This window comes from Actinomadura nitritigenes (assembly GCF_017573545.1).
GTDB lineage: Bacteria > Actinomycetota > Actinomycetes > Streptosporangiales > Streptosporangiaceae > Spirillospora > Spirillospora nitritigenes.
The window spans coordinates 49,705-67,452 of sequence record NZ_JAGEOK010000013.1 but is presented as its reverse complement, the minus strand read 5'-3'; the positions used below and the strand labels follow the sequence as shown (position 1 = coordinate 67,452).

Below are 17,748 nucleotides of genomic sequence, written 5' to 3'. Positions count from 1 at the left end.
CGGCGGGCGTGAGCAAAATGTAATGTCCGGAATGTCGCGCATCATGATCACGTGGTCCGCGGGGTGTGGCAGGGTCGCTCCCCATGAGTTATCCACCTCCGGGGCCCGGTCAGCCGGGCCCCGATCCCATGGCCCCCTATCCGCCCCCGCCGATGCCGTCCGAGCCCGCGTACGGCTCCGGCCCGCCGCAGGACAAGACGAACGGCATGGCCATCGCCGCGTTCGTGACCGGACTGCTCGGCTGCTGCGGCGTCGTCGGCGCCGTCCTCGGCGTCATCTCGCTCCGCCAGATCGGCGAGCGCGGCGGCAAGGGCCGCGGCCTCGCCATCGCCGGCATCGTCCTGTCCGCGCTGTGGATCGTGGGCGGGGTGATCGGCTACCTGGTGATCCCCGGCTCGGACTCCTCGTCGTCCGCCACCGGCCCGTCCGGCACGCCGAAGCCGAAGACGACGAAGCCGAAGAAGATCGACGCGTACACGATGAAGGTCGGCGACTGCATCAACGACCCGGTCTCCTCCGGCGCGCCGGCCGGCGAGTCGGCCCCGCCGGTCGAGGTGGAGAGCGTCAAGAAGGTGCCCTGCACCGGCCCGCACGACGGCGAGGTGCTGGCCGTCTTCAAGCTGACGCAGGCCGTGATGCCGGACGATCAGCAGATGAGCCGGCTGGCCTCCACCGGATGCAGGCTGCGCATCCAGCGCAGGCTCGACCGCGACCCGGCCCGCGCGCACCTCGGCCGGTCGTTCTACTACCCGACGGCGGACTCGTGGCGGGACGGCGACCGCACCGTCACCTGCCTGGCGGTGAACGCCGCCGAGGGCAAGAAGCTCAGCCGCCCCATCCGCGGCTGACCTCCGGCGGTCCCCGCTGGGCGGCCGGCCCGCCGCTCAGCCCGACCCCGGACCCCCCTTCAGTAGTCGCGGAGCTTGTAGGAGTTCGTGACGGCGTAGACGTCGTCCATCCGCTCCTCGCCCGCCACGCCCATCTCAGTGACACCCGTCTCGGTGCCGCCCGTCTCGGTGGCGAACCGGTCCCGGTTCCGGGCGGCGTTCCTGATCCCGAGCTCCTGGTTCGCGGTGACGAAGTCGCGGAGCTCGGCCTCGTAGGCGGCGAACGCCGCGCGGTGGTCGCCGTCTGCGGCCTTCAACTCGCCCGCCAGCACGTACGCGCCGACCATCGCCATGCTGGTGCCCTGCCCGGACGCGGGGGAGCCGCAGTACCCGGCGTCGCCGAGCAGCACCACCCGCCCCGCCGACCAGGCGTCCATGCGGATCTGCGCCATCGCGTCGAAGTGGAAGTCCGGCGCGTCCCGCATCGTCTCCAGCAGCCGCGGGATCTCCCCGCCGGCGTCCGCGAAGCGGCTCGCGAGCAGCCGCTTCTGGTCCCGGACGTCGCGCGGATCGTAGGAGACCGGGTCGGGCGAGTCGAACCCCATGTAGACGCGGAGCTCGGTGTCGCCGCGGACGCTCATCGCCATCGCGCCCCAGGCGTTCCCCGGCACCGGGAAGATCGTCTGCCAGCGGCGCAGGCCGAGCAGGTTCGGGGCCGTCCACACGCCGAGGTGGGAGCCGAGGTGGCGCAGGTAGGAGTCCTCGGGGCCGAATGCCAGCCGCCGGACGCCCGAGTGCAGCCCGTCGGCGCCGACGACCAGGTCGAACGTCCGGGTGCCCCCGCCGTGGAAGATCACGCGGACGCCGTCGCCGTCCTGCTCCAGCCCGGCGATCGAGTCGTCGAAGAGGTACTCGATCCGGTCGCCGCCCGCCCCGGCGATCAGCTCGGCGAGGTCGTCGCGGAGGATCTCCACGTCGGGGCTCGCGAGGTCGCCGCCGCTGGCGGTCCGCTCGGTGGTGCGGAAGAGCTCCTCGCCGTCCTGGCCGACGACCGACATGCCACGCAGGTCGGTGCTCAGCCCGCGGACCGCGTCGAGGATCCCCATCCGGCCGGCGACGTCCAGCGCCGGCCCCCGCACGTCGATCGCCTGCCCGCCGGGACGCATCGCGGGCGCCCGCTCCACCACCGTCACCGCGAACCCGTACCGGTCGAGCCAGTACGCGAGGGCCGGGCCGGCGATGCTCGCACCGGAGATCAGGACGTTGCTGTTGCGCATGAGCCGCTCCTTCGGGAAGTTCGTGCCGCCTTCCCGTAGGCTCACCGCACGCGCTGACAGAACGCTGACGCTCCGCTCACAGCCCTGACGGCCCGCTGAGAGCCGCGGATCAGCCGGCCTCGCGCCCCGCCTCGCGCAGGGGCGAGACCACCATGGACGCGAGGTGCTCGACCGTCGCCACGCCCTCCGCCATCGTCGGGCTGTCGGCGCTGAACACCGCGACGACGAAGTCGTGCCCGCGGCCGGTGATGCGGCCGATGCTGTTGACCGCCCAGCCGTTGCCCTCGTACCGCAGCGGCACCCACCCGTTCTTGAGCGCGACCTTCTCGCCGGGACGCGCCGCCGCGCTGATCCCCCACGCCTGGGACGGCGTCACCGAGCCCATCAGGCCCAGGACGTACCGGCGGTTCGCCGCGGTGAGCGGGCCGCCGCCCGAGGCGAGCATCCGCACCAGCCGCACCTGGTCGGACGGGCTCGTCCACGACGACCCCCACGACACCGGATACGGGTCGGTGCGGTCGAGGCCGAACGCCGCGTCGGCGCTCCGGAGCCCGGCGTCGCGGCCGATGTCGGCGTACAGCGCGTCCGCCGCCGAGTTGTCGCTCCTCCGGATCATCCGCGCCGCCAGGGCGCGCTCGCCGTCCGACATGGCGACGCCCTGCCGCTGGTGCTGCAGGAGCAGCGCCGCGAGGATGTCGACCTTGATGACGCTGGCGGTGACGTACCGGGACGTCTCGTCCACGCCGAACGTCATGCCGCTGCGCAGGTCGGTGGCCATCACGCCGGCGCGCCCCGGCCGGCCGTGCAGGTAGGCCAGGACGTTGCCGCGCAGCCGGAGCGGGTCGAACACCGGTGCCTTCGCGACCGTCACCACCCGCTCTCCGGAGGAGCCGTGCTCCGTTCGGCGGACGGTTCCGGGCGGATGCCCGTGCGTCATCGTCCAGGTGAGTCCCGTCGCGGTCACGGCGCCGATGGTGATGCCGAACACGGTGAGGCTGCGTCGCATGCGATCCCCCGATTCGCGCGACGGCGGCCCGTCCCCCGAGGGCCGCCATGATCACCTGGCTCCTACCCGCCGCGACGGGAAGATCACCTGCGCGGGACGGCGGCCTCCGCGCCGGCCCGGGAGCGGCCGGCCGTCGGGCGGTCCGTGCTCAGAACTCGACGGGCAGCCGGGCGGGGCAGCCCGGCTCGCAGCGCTCGGCGTGCCAGGCGACGCGGCGCGCGAACGACCCGAAGCGGCGGCGCAGCATCGCGCCCTTCAGCGGCGCGGTGCCCGGGATCCGGCCGTCGAACGACCCGCGCCAGCGGATCAGCGTGTTCACGCCGTGCGGCTCCAGCGTGATGTCGACGCGGTAGCCGCGCGGCAGCCCGGCGATGGCGACGTACCCGCAGTGGTGCGGCGGGTCGTAGGCGACGACCTCGTGCCGGGCGCGGGCCCAGAACGCGGCCCACTCGTTCCAGGAATCCGCCACGAAGAGATGCTTGAAGATCACTTCCGGGGCGGCATAGGTGGTGGCGGTCGCCTCGATCTCATGCGGCATGACATCCCCCCGAATCAGGACACGGGGGGTGCATGCCCGATTCGATGGAGATTACGGCATGTGACGCGATGAATTTGCAGCGTGACCGTTCGGGCGCTCCGCCGAGGGACGCTCCGGGCGCCGGTCAGGCCGTGTCGACCACCTGGAAGGCCTCGGCAAGGCGGCCGTCCGCGAACCCCGCCGCCTTGGCGTTCGCCGACAGCCAGCCGCGCAGCATGTCCGGCAGCTCGTCGCCCATGTGGGCGGTCTGGCTGGCGTGCGACCGCAGCGCGTTCACCTTCCGGTCGAACTGGTCGGTGATGTCGACGTAGTGGTTCACCACCGGGCCGCCGCTGAGCCACGCCTCGCGGGCCGTCCACGCCTCCAGGCCCTCGTCGGCCAGCAGCTCCGGGAACGCGTACGGGTTGCGGGCGTCCGGGTACACCGCGTCGAGCGCCGCCGCGCCGACCGCCCGGTGGTCCGGGTGGCTCGGGTAGATCCGCTCGTAGTTGCGCTCCGGGCTCGGCATCAGCACCCGGTCCGGCCGCACCTGGCGGATCACGCGGGCGATGTCGCGGCGCAGGTCCAGCGTCGCCTCGACCCGGCCGTCCGGGTAGCCGAGGAACCTGACATCGGTGACGCCGACGCACTTGGCCGCCGCGCGCTGCTCCTCGCGGCGCAGCGACGCCATCTCCTCCCGGGTGACGCCGTCGTCGAAACCGCCCGCGTCGCCGTCGGTGACCATCAGGTAGACGACCTCGATGCCCTGGTCCGTCCAGCCCGCCACCGACCCGGCGCAGCCGAAGTCGACGTCGTCCGGATGCGCCATCACGGCGAGGATCCGCTGCAGTCCGCTGTCGTCCAGAACGTCGGTCACGGATTCAACAATAAAGTCTGCGGCCGGATACGGGCACACCCAAGATCGGCCAATTCCCGAAGGCTCCGGCGGCCCGCGCCGGGCCCCGCGGGCGTTCCCGGGCGGTCGTGCCACGGCGGTGCCACGGCGGTGCCATCAAGGCGCGGGTCAGAGCGACAGGACCGCGGCGAGCAGCCGTTCCTGGAACGCCCGCACGTCGCTGCCGACCGCGATCTTCAACGGGCGGCGGGTGTCGTCGGCGGGCAGGGACCGCGCGTCCCACACGGTCGTGCCGCGCGTCAGCTCGCCCCGCAGCTCCACCCGCACCGGCCGCTGCACGTACTCGCCGAGGCCGGGGTCCATCGCCAGCATCGCGGCGAGCGCGTCGTGGATGACCGCTCCGCGGCGCCGCAGCACCGGCGTGTAGGCGTCGGCGTAGAACTCCAGGATCCGGGCAGCGAACCGCGCGACGGGGGAGCCGTGCGCCGCCAGCCGGTCCAGCCAGTCGTCGTGGACGGCGGTCGGGTGGGTGGCGTCCAGCGGCACCAGGACGACCGGCCAGTCCGCCGCGAACACCAGGTCGGCGGCCTCCGGGTCGTGCCAGATGTTCGCCTCGGCGTGCGTGGTGATGTTCCCCGGGTGGCCGAACGCGCCGCCCATCACGACCACCTCGCGGACCAGCGACGGCAGCTCCTCGTCCAGCAGCAGCGCCGCGCCGAGGTTGGTCAGCGGGCCGGTGGCGAGCAGGACCACCTCGCCGGGCCGCTCCCGCGCCGTCCGGACGATCTGCTCGGCGGCCGACCCGGGGACCGGCCGTCCCGCCGGCTCGGGCAGGTTCGTGTCGCCGAGGCCGTCCCTGCCGTGCCAGTCGAGCGCGTAGTGGACGTCCTGCGCCATCGGGCGGGTGGCGCCGACCGCGACCGGCACCCCCTTCCCGCCCGCCTCCACCCCGGCCGCCTCCAGCACGCGCAGTGTGTTCAGGGCTCCGGTCAGCGGGTCGATGTTGCCGTGCACCGTCCCGACCCCGGCCAGCTCCGCCTCGCCCGCGCGGACGAGGGAGGCGAGGTACAGCAGGGTCAGGGCGTCGTCGATGCCGGTGTCGCAGTCGAACAGGAGAACGGGGGCTTTCGTCACCCGAGCAACCTATGACGGGCGGGACGTCCGAAGCATCCCGGTAAAACCGGCGCATGAAGATCGCGGTTGGGTCTGGGACGGGAGGCCGTGCCGGGGTAGAGCTGAGACATGCGCAAACTCATCAACGATCCGGAGAACGTGGTCGCCGACGCGCTGCGCGGCCTCGCCGCCGCGCATCCGTCGCTGCGGGTCGATCCCGAGAACGGCACGGTCGTGCGGGCGGACGGGCCGCGCGCCGGCAGGGTCGCCCTGGTGTCGGGAGGCGGCTCCGGGCACGAACCGCTGCACGCCGGGTTCGTCGGCCACGGCATGCTCGACGCGGCCTGCTGCGGCCAGGTGTTCACCTCTCCCGTCCCGGACCAGATCATCGCCGCGACGATGGCGGTGAACGGCGGCGCGGGCGTGCTCCACATCGTGAAGAACTACACCGGCGACGTCCTGAACTTCCGGATGGCCGCGGAGCTGGCCGAGGACGAGGACATCGAGGTCGAGTCGGTGATCGTCAACGACGACGTCGCCGTGGAGGACAGCCTCTACACCGCCGGCCGGCGCGGCACGGGCGCCACCCTGTTCGTGGAGAAGATCGCGGGTGCGCTCGCGGAGGAGGGCGCCGACCTCGCGTCCGTCGCCGCCGTCGCCCGCGAGGTCAACGAGCGGAGCCGCTCGTTCGGCGTCGCGCTGTCGCCGTGCACCGTCCCGGCCGCCGGGGAGCCGACGTTCCGGCTCGAGGAGGGCGAGATGGAGCTCGGGATCGGCATCCACGGCGAGCCCGGCCGCGAGCGCGTCCCGCTGGCGGACGCCGACGCGATCGTGGACGCCTCCCTCAGCGCGATCGACGCGGACATGCCGGTGTCCGGGTCCGAGCTGCTCGTGCTGGTGAACGGGATGGGCGGCACCCCGCTGATGGAGCAGTACATCGCCTACGCGGCGACGGCCCGCTGGCTGGAGGAGCACGGCGCCACGGTCGCCCGCCCCCTGGTCGGCCCGTACGTCACCAGCCTGGAGATGGCCGGCAGCATGATCAGCGTGTGCCGGCTGACGCCCGAGCTGACCCGGCTCTGGGACGCGCCCGTCGAGACGCCGGCGCTGCGGTGGGGCCGGTGACCGCCCCGATGGAAGGACGGGCGGACGAGCAGGCGGGCGGGGGGCTGGACGCCCGGGGCGCCGCGGCGTGGATCCGCCGCGCCGCCGAGCTGGTCGCCGCCGAGGCCGAGCGGCTGACCCGGCTCGACGCGGCCATCGGCGACGGCGACCACGGCCACAACCTGCACCGCGGGTTCACCGCGGCCGTCGCCGCCCTCCCGGGCGACGCGGAGCTCGGCGAGACGCGGCCGGGCAAGGTGCTGATCGCCGCCGGGCGGGCCATCGTGTCCAAGACCGGCGGCGCGTCCGGCCCCCTCTACGGCACCGCGCTGCGCCGCGCGGGCAAGGCGCTCGGCGGCGCGTCCGAGGCGGACGCCGCCGCGGTCGGCGCCGCGCTGAAGGCCGCCCTGGAGGGCGTCCAGGAGCTGGGGCAGGCGAACGAGGGCGACAAGACCATGGTCGACGCGCTGGCCCCGGCGGCCGCCGCCTTCGCGGCCGCGCTCGCGGACGGCGCCGACCTCCCCGGCTGCGCCCGCGCCGCCGCCGACGCCGCCGACGCGGGCGCCGCCGCGACGGTCCCGATGCAGGCCCGCAAGGGCCGCGCGAGCTACCTCGGCCCGCGCAGCGCCGGCCACCTGGACCCCGGTGCCTCGTCCACCGCACTCGTCCTGCGCGCCCTCGCCGACGTCACCGGGCGGGAGTGAACCCGTGGTCGGAATCGTGATCATCTCGCACAGCCGGACGCTCGCCGAGGGCGTCGCGGAGGTCGCCCGCGCCATGGGCGTCGGGAAGGCCGTCGTCGAACCCGCCGGCGGCGACTCCGAGGGCGGCCTCGGCACCAGCATCGACCTCGTCGAGGACGCCGTGCAGCGCGCCGACGGCGGCGACGGCGTGCTGCTGCTCGCCGACATCGGCAGCTCCGTCCTCACCGCCAAGATGCTCATCGAGGACGCCGAGGGCGAGGGCGTCCTGCTCGCCGACGCGCCGCTGGTCGAGGGCGCGGTCGCCGCCGCGTCCATGGCCGCGACGGGCGCCGACCTCCCCGCCGTCCACCTCGCCGCCGAGTCCGCCCGCGAGCACCGCAAGACCTGATCGGCCGGGCCGCCGAATCCGGGGCCGCCGGGCAGGGCGCCGAGCGGGAAGGCCCGGACGGGACGCCGCGCACCTCGCCACGCGGGGCGCGGCGGCGCCGTCCGGGCCGTCCGCCGCAGCCCCTTGCCGGGCGGCTCCGCCCCGATCCCGCTGACGCCCGCGGCGGCGAGGCCGCCGAAAACGTCGGCGCGGCGCCGTACACTCGCACGTGATGTCGAAGACCGAAGCTCACCCCTTGCTCGACGGCCTGAACGAGCAGCAGCGCGCCGCCGTCGTGCACTCCGGCGGCCCCCTGCTGATCGTCGCGGGCGCCGGGTCGGGGAAGACCCGCGTGCTCACCCACCGCATCGCCCACCTGCTGGGGGAGCGGGGCGCGCACCCCGGCCAGATCCTCGCGATCACCTTCACCAACAAGGCCGCCGCCGAGATGAAGGAGCGCGTCGACGCCCTCGTCGGGCCGCGGTCGCGGGCCATGTGGGTGATGACGTTCCACTCCGCCTGCGTGCGGATCCTGCGCCGGGAGGCCAAGCGGCTCGGCTTCCCCACGAGCTTCTCGATCTACGACCAGGCCGACGCGCAGCGCCTGATGGCGCTGGTCTGCCGCGAGCTGGACCTCGATCCCAAGCGGTACCCGCCGAAGTCGTTCAGCGCCCAGGTGTCGAACCTGAAGAACGAGCTGATCGACTACGAGACGTTCAAGAACCGCGCGTCCACGCACATGGAGCAGACGCTCGCCGAGGCGTACGAGATGTACCAGGCGCGGCTGCAGCAGGCCGGCGCGATGGACTTCGACGACCTGATCATGATGACGGTCAACCTGCTGCAGGTGTTCCCGGAGGCCGCCGAGCACTACCGGCGCCGGTTCCGGCACGTCCTCGTCGACGAGTACCAGGACACCAACCATGCGCAGTACGAGCTGGTCAGGGAGCTGACCGCGCCGGTCGAGGGGGTCGGCGCCGCCGAGCTGTGCGTCGTCGGCGACGCCGACCAGTCGATCTACGCGTTCCGCGGCGCGACGATCCGCAACATCCTGGAGTTCGAGCGCGACTACCCCGACGCGACGACGATCCTGCTGGAGCAGAACTACCGCTCCACGCAGACGATCCTGTCGGCGGCGAACGCGGTCATCGAGCGCAACGCCGACCGCAAGCCGAAGCGGCTCTGGTCCGACCAGGGCGAGGGCCACAAGATCACCGGCTACGTGGCCGACAACGAGCACGACGAGGCCGCGTTCGTCGCGCACGAGGTCGACCGGCTCACCGACGCCGGCGACGCCCGCCCCGGCGACGTCGCGGTGTTCTACCGCACCAACGCGCAGTCGCGCGTGTTCGAAGAGGTGTTCATCCGCGTCGGCCTGCCCTACAAGGTCGTCGGCGGCGTCCGCTTCTACGAGCGCAAGGAGATCCGCGACCTCCTCGCCTACCTGCGCGTCCTCGCCAACCCCGAGGACACCGTCTCGCTGCGCCGCATCCTGAACGTGCCGAAGCGCGGCATCGGCGACCGCGCGGAGGCGTGCGTCGAGGCGTACGCGTCGCGCGAGCGCATCTCGTTCTGGCAGGCGCTGCGCGTCCCCGAGGACGTCCCGGGCATGGCGACCCGGTCGATCAACGCGGTCCGCGAGTTCGTCCTGCTGCTGGACGAGCTGGGCGCCGCCGCCGCGTCGCTCACCCCCGCCGACCTGGTCGTCCAGATCCTCGACAGATCCGGCTACCTGGCCGAGCTCCAGGCCTCCAAGGACCCGCAGGACGAGACCCGCGTGGAGAACCTCCGCGAGCTGGAGGCCGTCGCCCGCGAGTTCGAGGAGCGCCTCGACGGGGAGTCCGCCGAGGGCCGGCTGCCCGACTTCCTGGAGCAGGTGGCGCTGGTCGCCGACGCCGACTCCATCCCCGGCGGCGCGAAGGGCGGCCCGGTCCCGCCGGGCGAGCAGCCCGAGGAGACCGACCAGGGCGTCGTCACGCTGATGACCCTCCACACCGCGAAGGGCCTGGAGTTCCCCGTGGTGTTCCTCACCGGCATGGAGGACGGGGTCTTCCCGCACCTGCGCGCCATGAGCAACCCCAAGGAGCTCGAAGAGGAGCGCCGCCTCGCCTACGTCGGCATCACGCGCGCGCGGCAGCGGCTGTACCTGTCCCGCGCGACGATGCGCAGCTCGTGGGGCGCGCCGCAGGTCAACCCGCCGTCCCGGTTCCTCGGCGAGGTCCCCGGCACCCTGATCGACTGGGAGCGGGAGGCGTCGTCCGCGTCGTCGTCGGCGATGTCGCGGATGGCGGCCCGGCCCGGCGTGAAGTCGCCGGGCAACCGGGAGGTCCCGGCTCTGGCGCCGGGGGACAAGGTCACCCACGACTCGTTCGGCCTCGGCACGGTCGTGTCCGTGGACGGCGCCGGCGACAAGGCCGCCGCCAGCGTCGACTTCGGCGGCGAGTACGGCGTCAAGCGCCTCGTCCTGCGGTTCGCGCCGGTGGAGAAGCTCTGACCGCACCGGCGCGCTTGAGCGTGCGCAGCACGGGCGCGGTCTCCACGGTCCGGATGCCGTCCAGGGCGCCGAGCTCGCGGGTGAGGTAGCGGTGCAGGTCGGCGGGGCCGTCGCAGAGCGCCTGCGCCAGCAGGTTCGTGGGGCCGGTGGTCGCGGCGACGACGGCGAGTTCGTCGTGCCCGGCGAGGGTCGTGGCGACGTCGTCGAGCCGTCCCGGGGCGACCGACATCCAGATCAGCGTCTGCGCGGTGCCGCCGAGCCGGGCGGAGTCGACCTCGACGTCGAAGAACAGCGTGCCGCTCGCGCGCAGACCGGCGAGGCGGCGCGCCGCCGTCGCCTGTGACCAGCCGGTCGCGGCGGCGAGGGCGGTGTGGGCGGCGCGGCCGTCGTGCCGCAGGACGTCCAGCAGCGCGTGGTCCGCGGCGGTCAGCGGGCGCGGGTCCGCGGCGGCGGGCGGTCTCAGCCGCTCCTGCTGCTCGGGGGTCAGCGCGCGGGTGATGCCGCGCCAGGCGGTCGGGCCGCCGAGGTAGGTGTGCAGCAGGCAGTGCGCCGACACGGCGGTGATCCCCGCGCGGCGCGGGACGTCGTGCAGCAGCATCGCGTGCGGGGCGCCCGTGCCTTCCTTGTCCCCCGCGCCGTCCGGGACGTGCACGATCGCGAAGATCTCCGTCCCGCCGGACGTCAGCTTCACCCAGGACGTGTCGGGCCGCGCGGCGAGCGAGTGCGCGAGGGCCTGCGTGGCCGCCGGAGTGCAGGTCAGCCGGACCGTCCAGTGCGTCTCGGGGCCGGTGTCGCGGTCCAGGACGCCGACGACGCGCAGGCCCGCCCCGGAACGGAGCCGCCGGTAGCGGCGGGCGACGGTCTGGGTGGAGACGCCGCAGACGTCCGCGATGCGGCTGAACGGCGCGCGCCCGTCGATGTGCAGCGCGTGGATGACGGCGCGGTCCAGCTCGTCCAGCATCATGATCCCTCATCTCGGCCGCTCAGATGGAAGATAACCGCTATTCGAGCGCCGTGGTTGGAACGTAGTGCGGCCCTCCTCCGAGGCTGGGGCACGGAACCGAAAGGAGACGTGCCATGCGGGTGCGGGAGGAGACACGGGCGGACGCCGTCCACCGGTGGCGGTGGGCGGCCCTGGCCACGCTGCTGGCGGCCGAGGCGATGAACCTGCTGGACGCGACGATCGTGCAGGTCGCGGCGCCGGTGGTCCGGCGGGACCTCGGTGGCGGCGAGTCCGGGATCCAGTGGTTCAGCGCCGCCTACACGCTGCCGTTCGCGGTGCTGCTGATCACCGGCGGCCGGCTCGGCGACATCGCCGGGCGGCGGCGGGTGTTCGCGCTCGGGGTCGCGGGGTTCGCGGTCGCGTCCGCGTGCTGCGCGGTGGCGCCGTCGGCGGGCGCGCTGATCGCGGCGCGGGCCGTGCAGGGCGCCGCGGCGGCGCTGATCATCCCGCAGACGATCGGGCTGATCCGCGCGATGTTCGACGGGCCGGAGACGGCGAAGGCGTTCGGGAGCATCGGGCCGGTGATGGGGCTGTCGGCGGTCTGCGGGCCGGTGCTCGGGGCGCTCCTCGCCCACGCGGTGTCGTGGCGGGCGGCGTTCCTGGTGAACCTGCCCCTCGCCGCCGGGGTGCTCGCGACCGTGCCGCTGCTGCCCGAGGACCGCGCGGAGCGCCGGCCCCGGCTGGACGCCGCCGGCACGGTGCTCGCCACCGCCGGTGCGGCGATGCTCGTGTACCCGCTGATCCAGGGCGACGCGGCCGGGTGGCCCGCGTGGACGTGGGCGATGCTCGCCGGCGGCGCCCTGCTGCTCGCCGTGTTCGCCCTGCACCAGCGCCGGGCCGCCGCTCCGCTCGTCGAGCCGGGCCTGTTCCGCGACCGCGGCTTCCCGGCCGCGCTGGCGACCTCGACGCTGTTCTTCGCGGTCGTGAACGGGCTGATGGTCGTGGTCGTCCTGCAGATCCAGCTGGGCCTCGGTCAGGACGTGCTGACGGCCGGGTTCACGCTGCTGCCCTGGTCGGCCGCGATGGCCGCCGCGTCCTGGCTGGCCGGCACCCGGCTCGTCCCGCGCTTCGGCCCGCGGCTGATGGTCGCCGGGCTCGCGGTCACGCTGGCCGGGGTCTGCGCGGCGATCCCCGTCTACGGCGCCTACCCGGACGCCTACCCTTGGCCGCTGCTCGGCGCGCTGGCCCTGGCGGGCGCGGGCAACGGGCTGTTCACGGTCCCGTTCTTCACGGCGGCGCTGGCGCGCGTCCGGCCGCACGAGACGGGATCCGCCGCGGGGCTGCTCAACGCCGTCCAGCAGTTCGGCGGGACGCTCGGCATCGCCGTCCTCGGCACCGCGTTCCTCCGCGCGCTGCCGCACGGACCCGCGTCCGCGGCCCGGGTCGCGTTCGGGCTCGCCGCCGTGCTTCTGGCACTGGCGGCGGGCACTACCGCCCTCATGCGCCGGTGACGACCGCGCAGGCCCTCGCGTAGGGCGGCGGCCGGTCCCGGCCGGTCAGGGGGCGAGCGCGTCGAGCCAGGCGTCGAGCATCCGGGTCTGCCGCTCGGGCGGGTACTCCTCGGCGTCGAAGAGGGCGTGCACGACGAGGCCGTGCGCGAACGCGGCCGCGGCCGCGGTGACGTCGTCCACGTCGGACGAGGCGGGCAGCTCGCCGCGCTCGACGGCGGCGGCGACGTGGACGCGCAGCCGCGCCCGCCACCCGCGGTACCGCCGCATCTCGCGCTCGCGCAGCTCGGGGTCGGCGAGCGAGCCGTCCCACGAGCCGACCCACACGCGGTTCATCACCGCGGCCTCCGGCGTCAGCGGCAGGACGTCCAGCAGCGCGGCGCGGAGGGCGGCGAGGCCCGGGGTCTCCGTGCCGCGCAGGGAACGGCTCGCGGTCCGCTCGTCGGCGACGTCGAGGGCGTAGGAGACCAGCGCCTTCTTGTTCGGGAAGTAGTGCGTGAGCAGGCCCGTCGAGGCGCCCATCGCGGCGGCGACGGCGCGCAGCGTCAGCCCGCCGAAGCCGCGGTCGGCGAGGACCCGCCAGACGGCCTCGGAGACGTCGCGGCGGCGGGCGTCGTGATCACCTCGGGCCGGCATGTCCCGTACGATACATAACAAACGTTCGGTACGTACCCCCCGGGAGGCCCTCCATGTTCGCCGTCACGCTGGCCGACGACGCCGAGCTCCGTCCGCTGGAGCCGTGGCAGGCCGCCGAGTTCGCCGCGCACGCCGAGCGCGTGCGGGCCGACGTCATCGACTACATCCCGTGGGCGCGCACCGTCGTCGACGAGGCGACCGCGCGGCTGTTCCTGCGGGACTACGCGGAGAAGCAGGCCCGGGACGAGGGCCGCGTCTACGGCATCTGGGTGAACGGCGTGCTGGAGGGCGGGACCGTCTTCCGGGTGTTCGACGCCCCGCGCGGCGTCTGCGAGGTCGGGGTCTGGCTGGACGCGGGCGCACGGGGCCGCGGCCTGGTCACCACCGCGGTCCGGCACATGATCGACTGGGCGTTCGGGGTGCGCGGGATGGCCCGGGTGGAGTGGATCTGCGACCCGCGCAACACCGCCAGCGCGGCGGTGGCGAAGCGGCTCGGGATGACCTGCGAGGGCGTGCTCCGGGACGCGTACGTGCTGGGCGGCGAGCGCCGCGACGAGCAGGTCTGGGCGGTCCTCGCGGGGGAGTGGGCGGCCTGACGCCCGGGCGGGGCACCCCGGGGGGTTATGGTCATACTTTCAACACCCCTTACCCCCTGGAGTCCCCGTGCACGCCGAGCAGGTGCCCGTCATGCTGGCCGCCGCCACCTCGGCCGGCTGGGTCGACGCGGTCGTGGGAGGCGGCGGGCTGATCCAGCTGCCCGCCCTGCTGCTCCTCAACCCCGGACAGCCCGTCGCGACCGCGCTCGCCACCAACAAGCTCGGCTCCATCGCCGGCACCGCCTCGGCCGCCGTCGCCTACGCCCGCAAGGCCAAACCGGACGTCCGGGTCGGCGGCCCGGCCGCGGCCCTCGCGGTGTGCTGCGCCGCCGGCGGCGCGCTGTGCGCCGCGGCGATCTCGTCCGACGTGCTCAAACCGGTGATCATGGTGGTGCTGCTCGCCGTCGCCGCGCTCGTCGTGCTGAAGCCGGACCTCGGCCGCGCCCCCCGGCTCGTCCTGCGGACCCGGCGCCGGACGGCCCACGCGATCGTCGTGCCTGGCGTCGCGATCGCCTTCTACGACGGGCTCGTCGGCCCCGGGACGGGAACGTTCCTCGTCATCGCCTTCACGACGCTGCTCGGCCTGGACTTCGTCGACGCCTCCGCCACCTCGAAGATCATCAATGCGGGCACGAACCTCGGCGCGCTCGCCGTGTTCGCCGTCCAGGGGCACGTGCTGTGGGCCATCGGGCTCGCCATGGCCGTCTGCAACGCCGCCGGCGCGCAGCTCGGCGCCCACATGGCGATCAGCCGCGGCACCGGGTTCGTCCGGGTCGTGCTGCTGTGCGTCGTCGCCGCGCTCGTCCTCAAGATGGGCTACGAGCAGTTCGCCTGAGCCCGGCCCGCCTGAGCAGGGCGCGGGGTCAGGACGCGGGCGGGATCGGCAGCGGCTCGCGCAGGGCCGACAGCGTCAGCAGCACCAGCGAGTCCGTCCAGCCCAGCGGCGCCACGCCCGCCTGGCGGCCCGTCGGACCCACCTTCTCCGGCAGCGCGCCCAGCGACGTCCGGTGCGCCGACAGCCAGCCGAGGCGCGCGACCGCCTCGACCGTCCGGCCGCCCGACGCGGCCGACAGCCCGAACAGCGCGGTCTCGGGCGTCCACGCGACGTCCGGCGTCCCGGACCAGCTCTCGCCCGGCAGCACGCCCCCGTTCGGCAGCGCCTGCGCGCGCTCGGCGGCCGCGATCGCCCCGGTCACGGCCCGGTCCGCCGGCGCGAACGGAGGTGCGATGAACGTCACGGACGTGTCCCTCAGCCCGTCCTGCACGGGTGAGCGCGGGTACTCGTAGGGCGCGAACTGCCGGTCCAGCGCGTCCGACACCCGGTGCGCCGCCGTCCGCCACCGCGCCGCCTCGGCGCCCTGGCCGTAGCCCCGCGCGAGGTCGGCCGCCGCCCGCAGGCCCGCCAGCACCGGCCCGACCACGCCGAGCGTCGGGCGCCGCGGGTCCTGCTCGCGGCCGTGATCGCGTTCCCAGTAGTCGGACGACGGGGGCGGCAGGCCCTCCGCGTCCAGCGACCCGGCCAGATGGTCGGCGGCGCGCCGCACCATCGGCCACAGGTCCGGGAGGTCGTCGGCGCCGGGGTTCTGCGCCCGGTACAGCCAGCTCGCCCACAGCACCCAGCCCAGCGAGTCGAGCTGCGGCGGGCGCCCGTCCGTCACGGCGGTCCCGTCGGCGTTGTACCGGGCCGCCCACAGGCCGTTGCCGGTCTGGACCCGGGCCAGGAACCGCAGGACGCGGCGCGCCTCCGACGGATGGCCCGTCACGGTGAACGCGGCGGCGGCGAAGGCGGAGTCGCGCGGCCACGAGTACCGCCACGCCCCGTACCAGGACGCCAGCGACGCGCCGTTCGGCGGCGTCAGCAGCCGGAGGTCCAGCAGCGCGCGCGCCGCCATGTCGCGGAAGCCGGAGCCCGCGGGGCCCTCCGGGACGGTGCCGGACGCGAGCCACGCGCTGTCGGACCGCACCGCCTGCGCCACCCGCGGATCGTCCGCCGCGACCGTGATCGGCGCCTCCCCGCCGGACGGGACGAGCAGCACCCGCCCGTCCGCGAGCCGCACGGCCGAGCTGTCGGCCAGGTACGCGGCGCCGTCGGCGTCGTCCGGATCGAGCGGGACGCCCGCGAAGGGCCATCCGCCGCCGCCCACCAGGCCGGGGCTCGCCCAGCCCGGCGCGGACGGCTCCGGCACGTTCGCCCCGGCCACGGCGACGAGCGCGGCGACGACCAGGAACGCGGCGCCGCGGCGGATCCGGCGCCCGCGCAGCCGCGCGGACGCGGCGCGGCGCCGGACGGGGACGGTCCCGAGGGGCGCGGGTACGGCGGCGGTGCGCACGTCCCCCCGCTGCTGCCCCATGGGCCTCGTCTCCCCCCTGGCCTCACACAAGTACATCAAACTATGCCAATAGAGTCATCGTCGTGAGGAGCGTACGTGCTCCCCATCGCACCGCCCGCACCTGCGGTTTCCGGACACGGGACGACAAATGGACCCGGCGGCGGCAGCACGGACCGGGGTTGACTAGGCTGCATCGACGGAGCGGACCGCGGAGTGCCGGCCGCACGGACACCCGTGTACCCCCACTCGCGTGGTCATCTGGCTGTCGATCCGTTTTAAGGACGCCCTCGTGGACCTGTTCGAACATCAGGCGAAGGAACTCTTCGCCGAGTACGGGGTACCGGTGCCCACCGGCAAGGTCGCCTCGACTCCCCAGGAAGCGCGCGCCATCGCGGAGGAACTGTTCTCCGCGGGCAGCAAGAAGGTCGTCGTCAAGGCCCAGGTCAAGACCGGCGGCCGCGGCAAGGCCGGCGGCGTGAAACTGGCCGACACCGCCGACGAGGCCGAGGCCCTCGCCGGCCGGATCCTCGGCATGGACATCAAGGGCCACACGGTCCACCGGGTCCTGGTCGAGGAGGGCTCGGCGATCGCGCAGGAGTTCTACTTCTCGTTCCTGCTCGACCGCGCCAACCGGACCTTCCTGTCCATCTGCTCCGTCGAGGGCGGCGTCGAGATCGAGGAGGTCCCGCACGACCGCCTCGCGATGGTGCCGATCTCCCCGCTCACCGGCGTCGACCGGGCCAAGGCCCGCGAGATCGCCGAGCAGGGCCGGCTGCCCGAGGAGGCCCTCGACGGCGCCGCGCAGCTCATCGAGCGGCTGTGGGCGGTGTTCACCGACGAGGACGCCACGCTGGTCGAGGTCAACCCGATGATCCTCACCGCCGACGGCCAGGTGAAGGCCCTCGACGGCAAGGTCTCGCTCGACGACAACGCCGGGTTCCGCCAGGAGCACGACAAGCTCGAGGACAAGGCCGCGGCCGACCCGCTGGAGGCGGCGGCGAAGGCCAAGGACCTCAACTACGTCAAGCTCGACGGCTCCGTCGGGATCATCGGCAACGGCGCGGGCCTGGTCATGTCCACCCTGGACGTGGTCGCCTACGCCGGCGAGGCGTTCGGCGGCCAGAAGCCCGCCAACTTCCTGGACATCGGCGGCGGCGCGTCCGCCGAGGTGATGGCGAACGGCCTGGAGATCGTCCTGTCGGACCCGGACGTCAAGTCGGTGTTCGTCAACGTCTTCGGCGGCATCACCGCCTGCGACGCCGTCGCCAACGGCATCGTCTCGGCCTACAAGCTGCTGGCCGACCGCGGCGAGGCCGTCGACCGGCCGCTCGTGGTCCGCCTCGACGGCAACAACGCCGAGCTCGGGCGCAAGATCCTGACCGACGCCGGGCTCACCGGCGTCCAGCAGGTCGACACCATGGACGACGCGGCCAAGCGTGCCGCCGAACTCGCCGCGGCAGGTGCATGACA

Annotated in this window: 17 protein-coding genes; 9 read left to right on the top strand and 8 right to left on the bottom strand. The window is 74.3% G+C overall.

Going from position 1 to position 17,748, the window contains the following annotated elements; genetic code table 11:
- Positions 1 to 152: 152 nt before the first annotated feature.
- Entirely contained in the window at positions 153 to 848 is a 696-nt protein-coding gene (locus tag J4557_RS21000) for a DUF4190 domain-containing protein (protein ID WP_208268427.1), read from the top strand.
- Between the two features lie 59 nt (positions 849 to 907).
- Here the strand turns inward: J4557_RS21000 and J4557_RS20995 are convergent, their stop codons facing one another.
- The 5 genes from J4557_RS20995 to J4557_RS20975 all read right to left on the bottom strand — a co-directional run bounded on the left by J4557_RS20995 (position 908) and on the right by J4557_RS20975 (position 5,617).
- On the bottom strand, positions 908 to 2,104 hold the full coding sequence (locus tag J4557_RS20995; protein ID WP_208268426.1) for an FAD-dependent monooxygenase: 1,197 nt from the start codon (positions 2,102 to 2,104) through the stop codon (positions 908 to 910).
- Positions 2,105 to 2,213: 109 nt separating this feature from the next.
- Positions 2,214 to 3,110 carry a serine hydrolase gene (locus tag J4557_RS20990; RefSeq protein WP_208268425.1) on the bottom strand — a complete coding sequence of 299 codons (897 nt, stop codon included), beginning with the start codon at positions 3,108 to 3,110 and terminating at the stop codon, positions 2,214 to 2,216.
- 148 nt (positions 3,111 to 3,258) lie between these two features.
- Positions 3,259 to 3,648 (bottom strand): SRPBCC family protein, encoded by a 390-nt coding sequence (locus tag J4557_RS20985; protein WP_208268424.1) that lies wholly within the window; start codon positions 3,646 to 3,648, stop codon positions 3,259 to 3,261.
- A gap of 124 nt (positions 3,649 to 3,772) precedes the next feature.
- The gene (locus tag J4557_RS20980) at positions 3,773 to 4,456 is read right to left on the bottom strand and encodes a PIG-L deacetylase family protein (protein ID WP_208268600.1); all 684 of its coding nucleotides are present in this window, start codon (positions 4,454 to 4,456) and stop codon (positions 3,773 to 3,775) included.
- A gap of 195 nt (positions 4,457 to 4,651) precedes the next feature.
- Positions 4,652 to 5,617, bottom strand: coding sequence for a nucleoside hydrolase (locus tag J4557_RS20975; protein WP_208268423.1), 966 nt, complete (start codon positions 5,615 to 5,617; stop codon positions 4,652 to 4,654).
- Between the two features lie 108 nt (positions 5,618 to 5,725).
- Here J4557_RS20975 and dhaK point away from each other — a divergent pair, with 108 nt between their 5' ends.
- From dhaK to pcrA, 4 genes are all read left to right on the top strand, one after another.
- On the top strand, positions 5,726 to 6,721 hold the full coding sequence (gene dhaK / locus J4557_RS20970) for a dihydroxyacetone kinase subunit DhaK (protein WP_208268422.1): 996 nt from the start codon (positions 5,726 to 5,728) through the stop codon (positions 6,719 to 6,721).
- The gene (gene dhaL / locus J4557_RS20965) at positions 6,718 to 7,404 is read left to right on the top strand and encodes a dihydroxyacetone kinase subunit DhaL (protein WP_307800111.1); all 687 of its coding nucleotides are present in this window, start codon (positions 6,718 to 6,720) and stop codon (positions 7,402 to 7,404) included. The genes dhaK and dhaL overlap by 4 nt, the downstream gene beginning before the upstream one ends.
- Before the next feature lie 4 nt (positions 7,405 to 7,408).
- Positions 7,409 to 7,792 carry a dihydroxyacetone kinase phosphoryl donor subunit DhaM gene (gene dhaM / locus J4557_RS20960; protein WP_208268421.1) on the top strand — a complete coding sequence of 128 codons (384 nt, stop codon included), beginning with the start codon at positions 7,409 to 7,411 and terminating at the stop codon, positions 7,790 to 7,792.
- Positions 7,793 to 8,003: 211 nt separating this feature from the next.
- Positions 8,004 to 10,265: a DNA helicase PcrA gene (gene pcrA, locus J4557_RS20955; protein WP_208268420.1), complete on the top strand. Its 2,262-nt coding sequence runs from the start codon at positions 8,004 to 8,006 to the stop codon at positions 10,263 to 10,265.
- Here pcrA and J4557_RS20950 read toward each other — a convergent pair.
- Positions 10,222 to 11,229 (bottom strand): Lrp/AsnC family transcriptional regulator, encoded by a 1,008-nt coding sequence (locus tag J4557_RS20950; protein ID WP_208268419.1) that lies wholly within the window; start codon positions 11,227 to 11,229, stop codon positions 10,222 to 10,224. The two genes, pcrA and J4557_RS20950, sit on opposite strands and share 44 nt — an antisense overlap.
- Positions 11,230 to 11,342: 113 nt before the next feature.
- On the opposite strand from J4557_RS20950, the gene J4557_RS20945 reads away from it, so the two are divergent.
- A complete protein-coding gene (locus J4557_RS20945; RefSeq protein WP_208268418.1) occupies positions 11,343 to 12,719 on the top strand; it encodes an MFS transporter in 1,377 nt (458 codons plus the stop codon).
- A 45-nt stretch (positions 12,720 to 12,764) separates the two neighbouring features.
- On the opposite strand, the gene J4557_RS20940 is transcribed toward J4557_RS20945, so the two are convergent.
- Positions 12,765 to 13,352 carry a TetR/AcrR family transcriptional regulator gene (locus J4557_RS20940; RefSeq protein ID WP_208268417.1) on the bottom strand — a complete coding sequence of 196 codons (588 nt, stop codon included), beginning with the start codon at positions 13,350 to 13,352 and terminating at the stop codon, positions 12,765 to 12,767.
- A 53-nt stretch (positions 13,353 to 13,405) separates the two neighbouring features.
- On the opposite strand from J4557_RS20940, the gene J4557_RS20935 reads away from it, so the two are divergent.
- Positions 13,406 to 13,948, top strand: a complete 543-nt coding sequence (locus J4557_RS20935; protein WP_208268416.1) for a GNAT family N-acetyltransferase — start codon at positions 13,406 to 13,408, stop codon at positions 13,946 to 13,948.
- A 67-nt stretch (positions 13,949 to 14,015) separates the two neighbouring features.
- A complete protein-coding gene (locus J4557_RS20930) occupies positions 14,016 to 14,783 on the top strand; it encodes a sulfite exporter TauE/SafE family protein (RefSeq protein WP_307800110.1) in 768 nt (255 codons plus the stop codon).
- Positions 14,784 to 14,811: 28 nt separating this feature from the next.
- Here the strand turns inward: J4557_RS20930 and J4557_RS20925 are convergent, their stop codons facing one another.
- On the bottom strand, positions 14,812 to 16,299 hold the full coding sequence (locus J4557_RS20925; protein ID WP_243776128.1) for a glycoside hydrolase family 15 protein: 1,488 nt from the start codon (positions 16,297 to 16,299) through the stop codon (positions 14,812 to 14,814).
- A 268-nt stretch (positions 16,300 to 16,567) separates the two neighbouring features.
- Here J4557_RS20925 and sucC point away from each other — a divergent pair, with 268 nt between their 5' ends.
- A complete protein-coding gene (sucC, locus tag J4557_RS20920) occupies positions 16,568 to 17,746 on the top strand; it encodes an ADP-forming succinate--CoA ligase subunit beta (RefSeq protein WP_208268596.1) in 1,179 nt (392 codons plus the stop codon).
- The last annotated feature ends 2 nt before the right edge of the window (positions 17,747 to 17,748 follow it).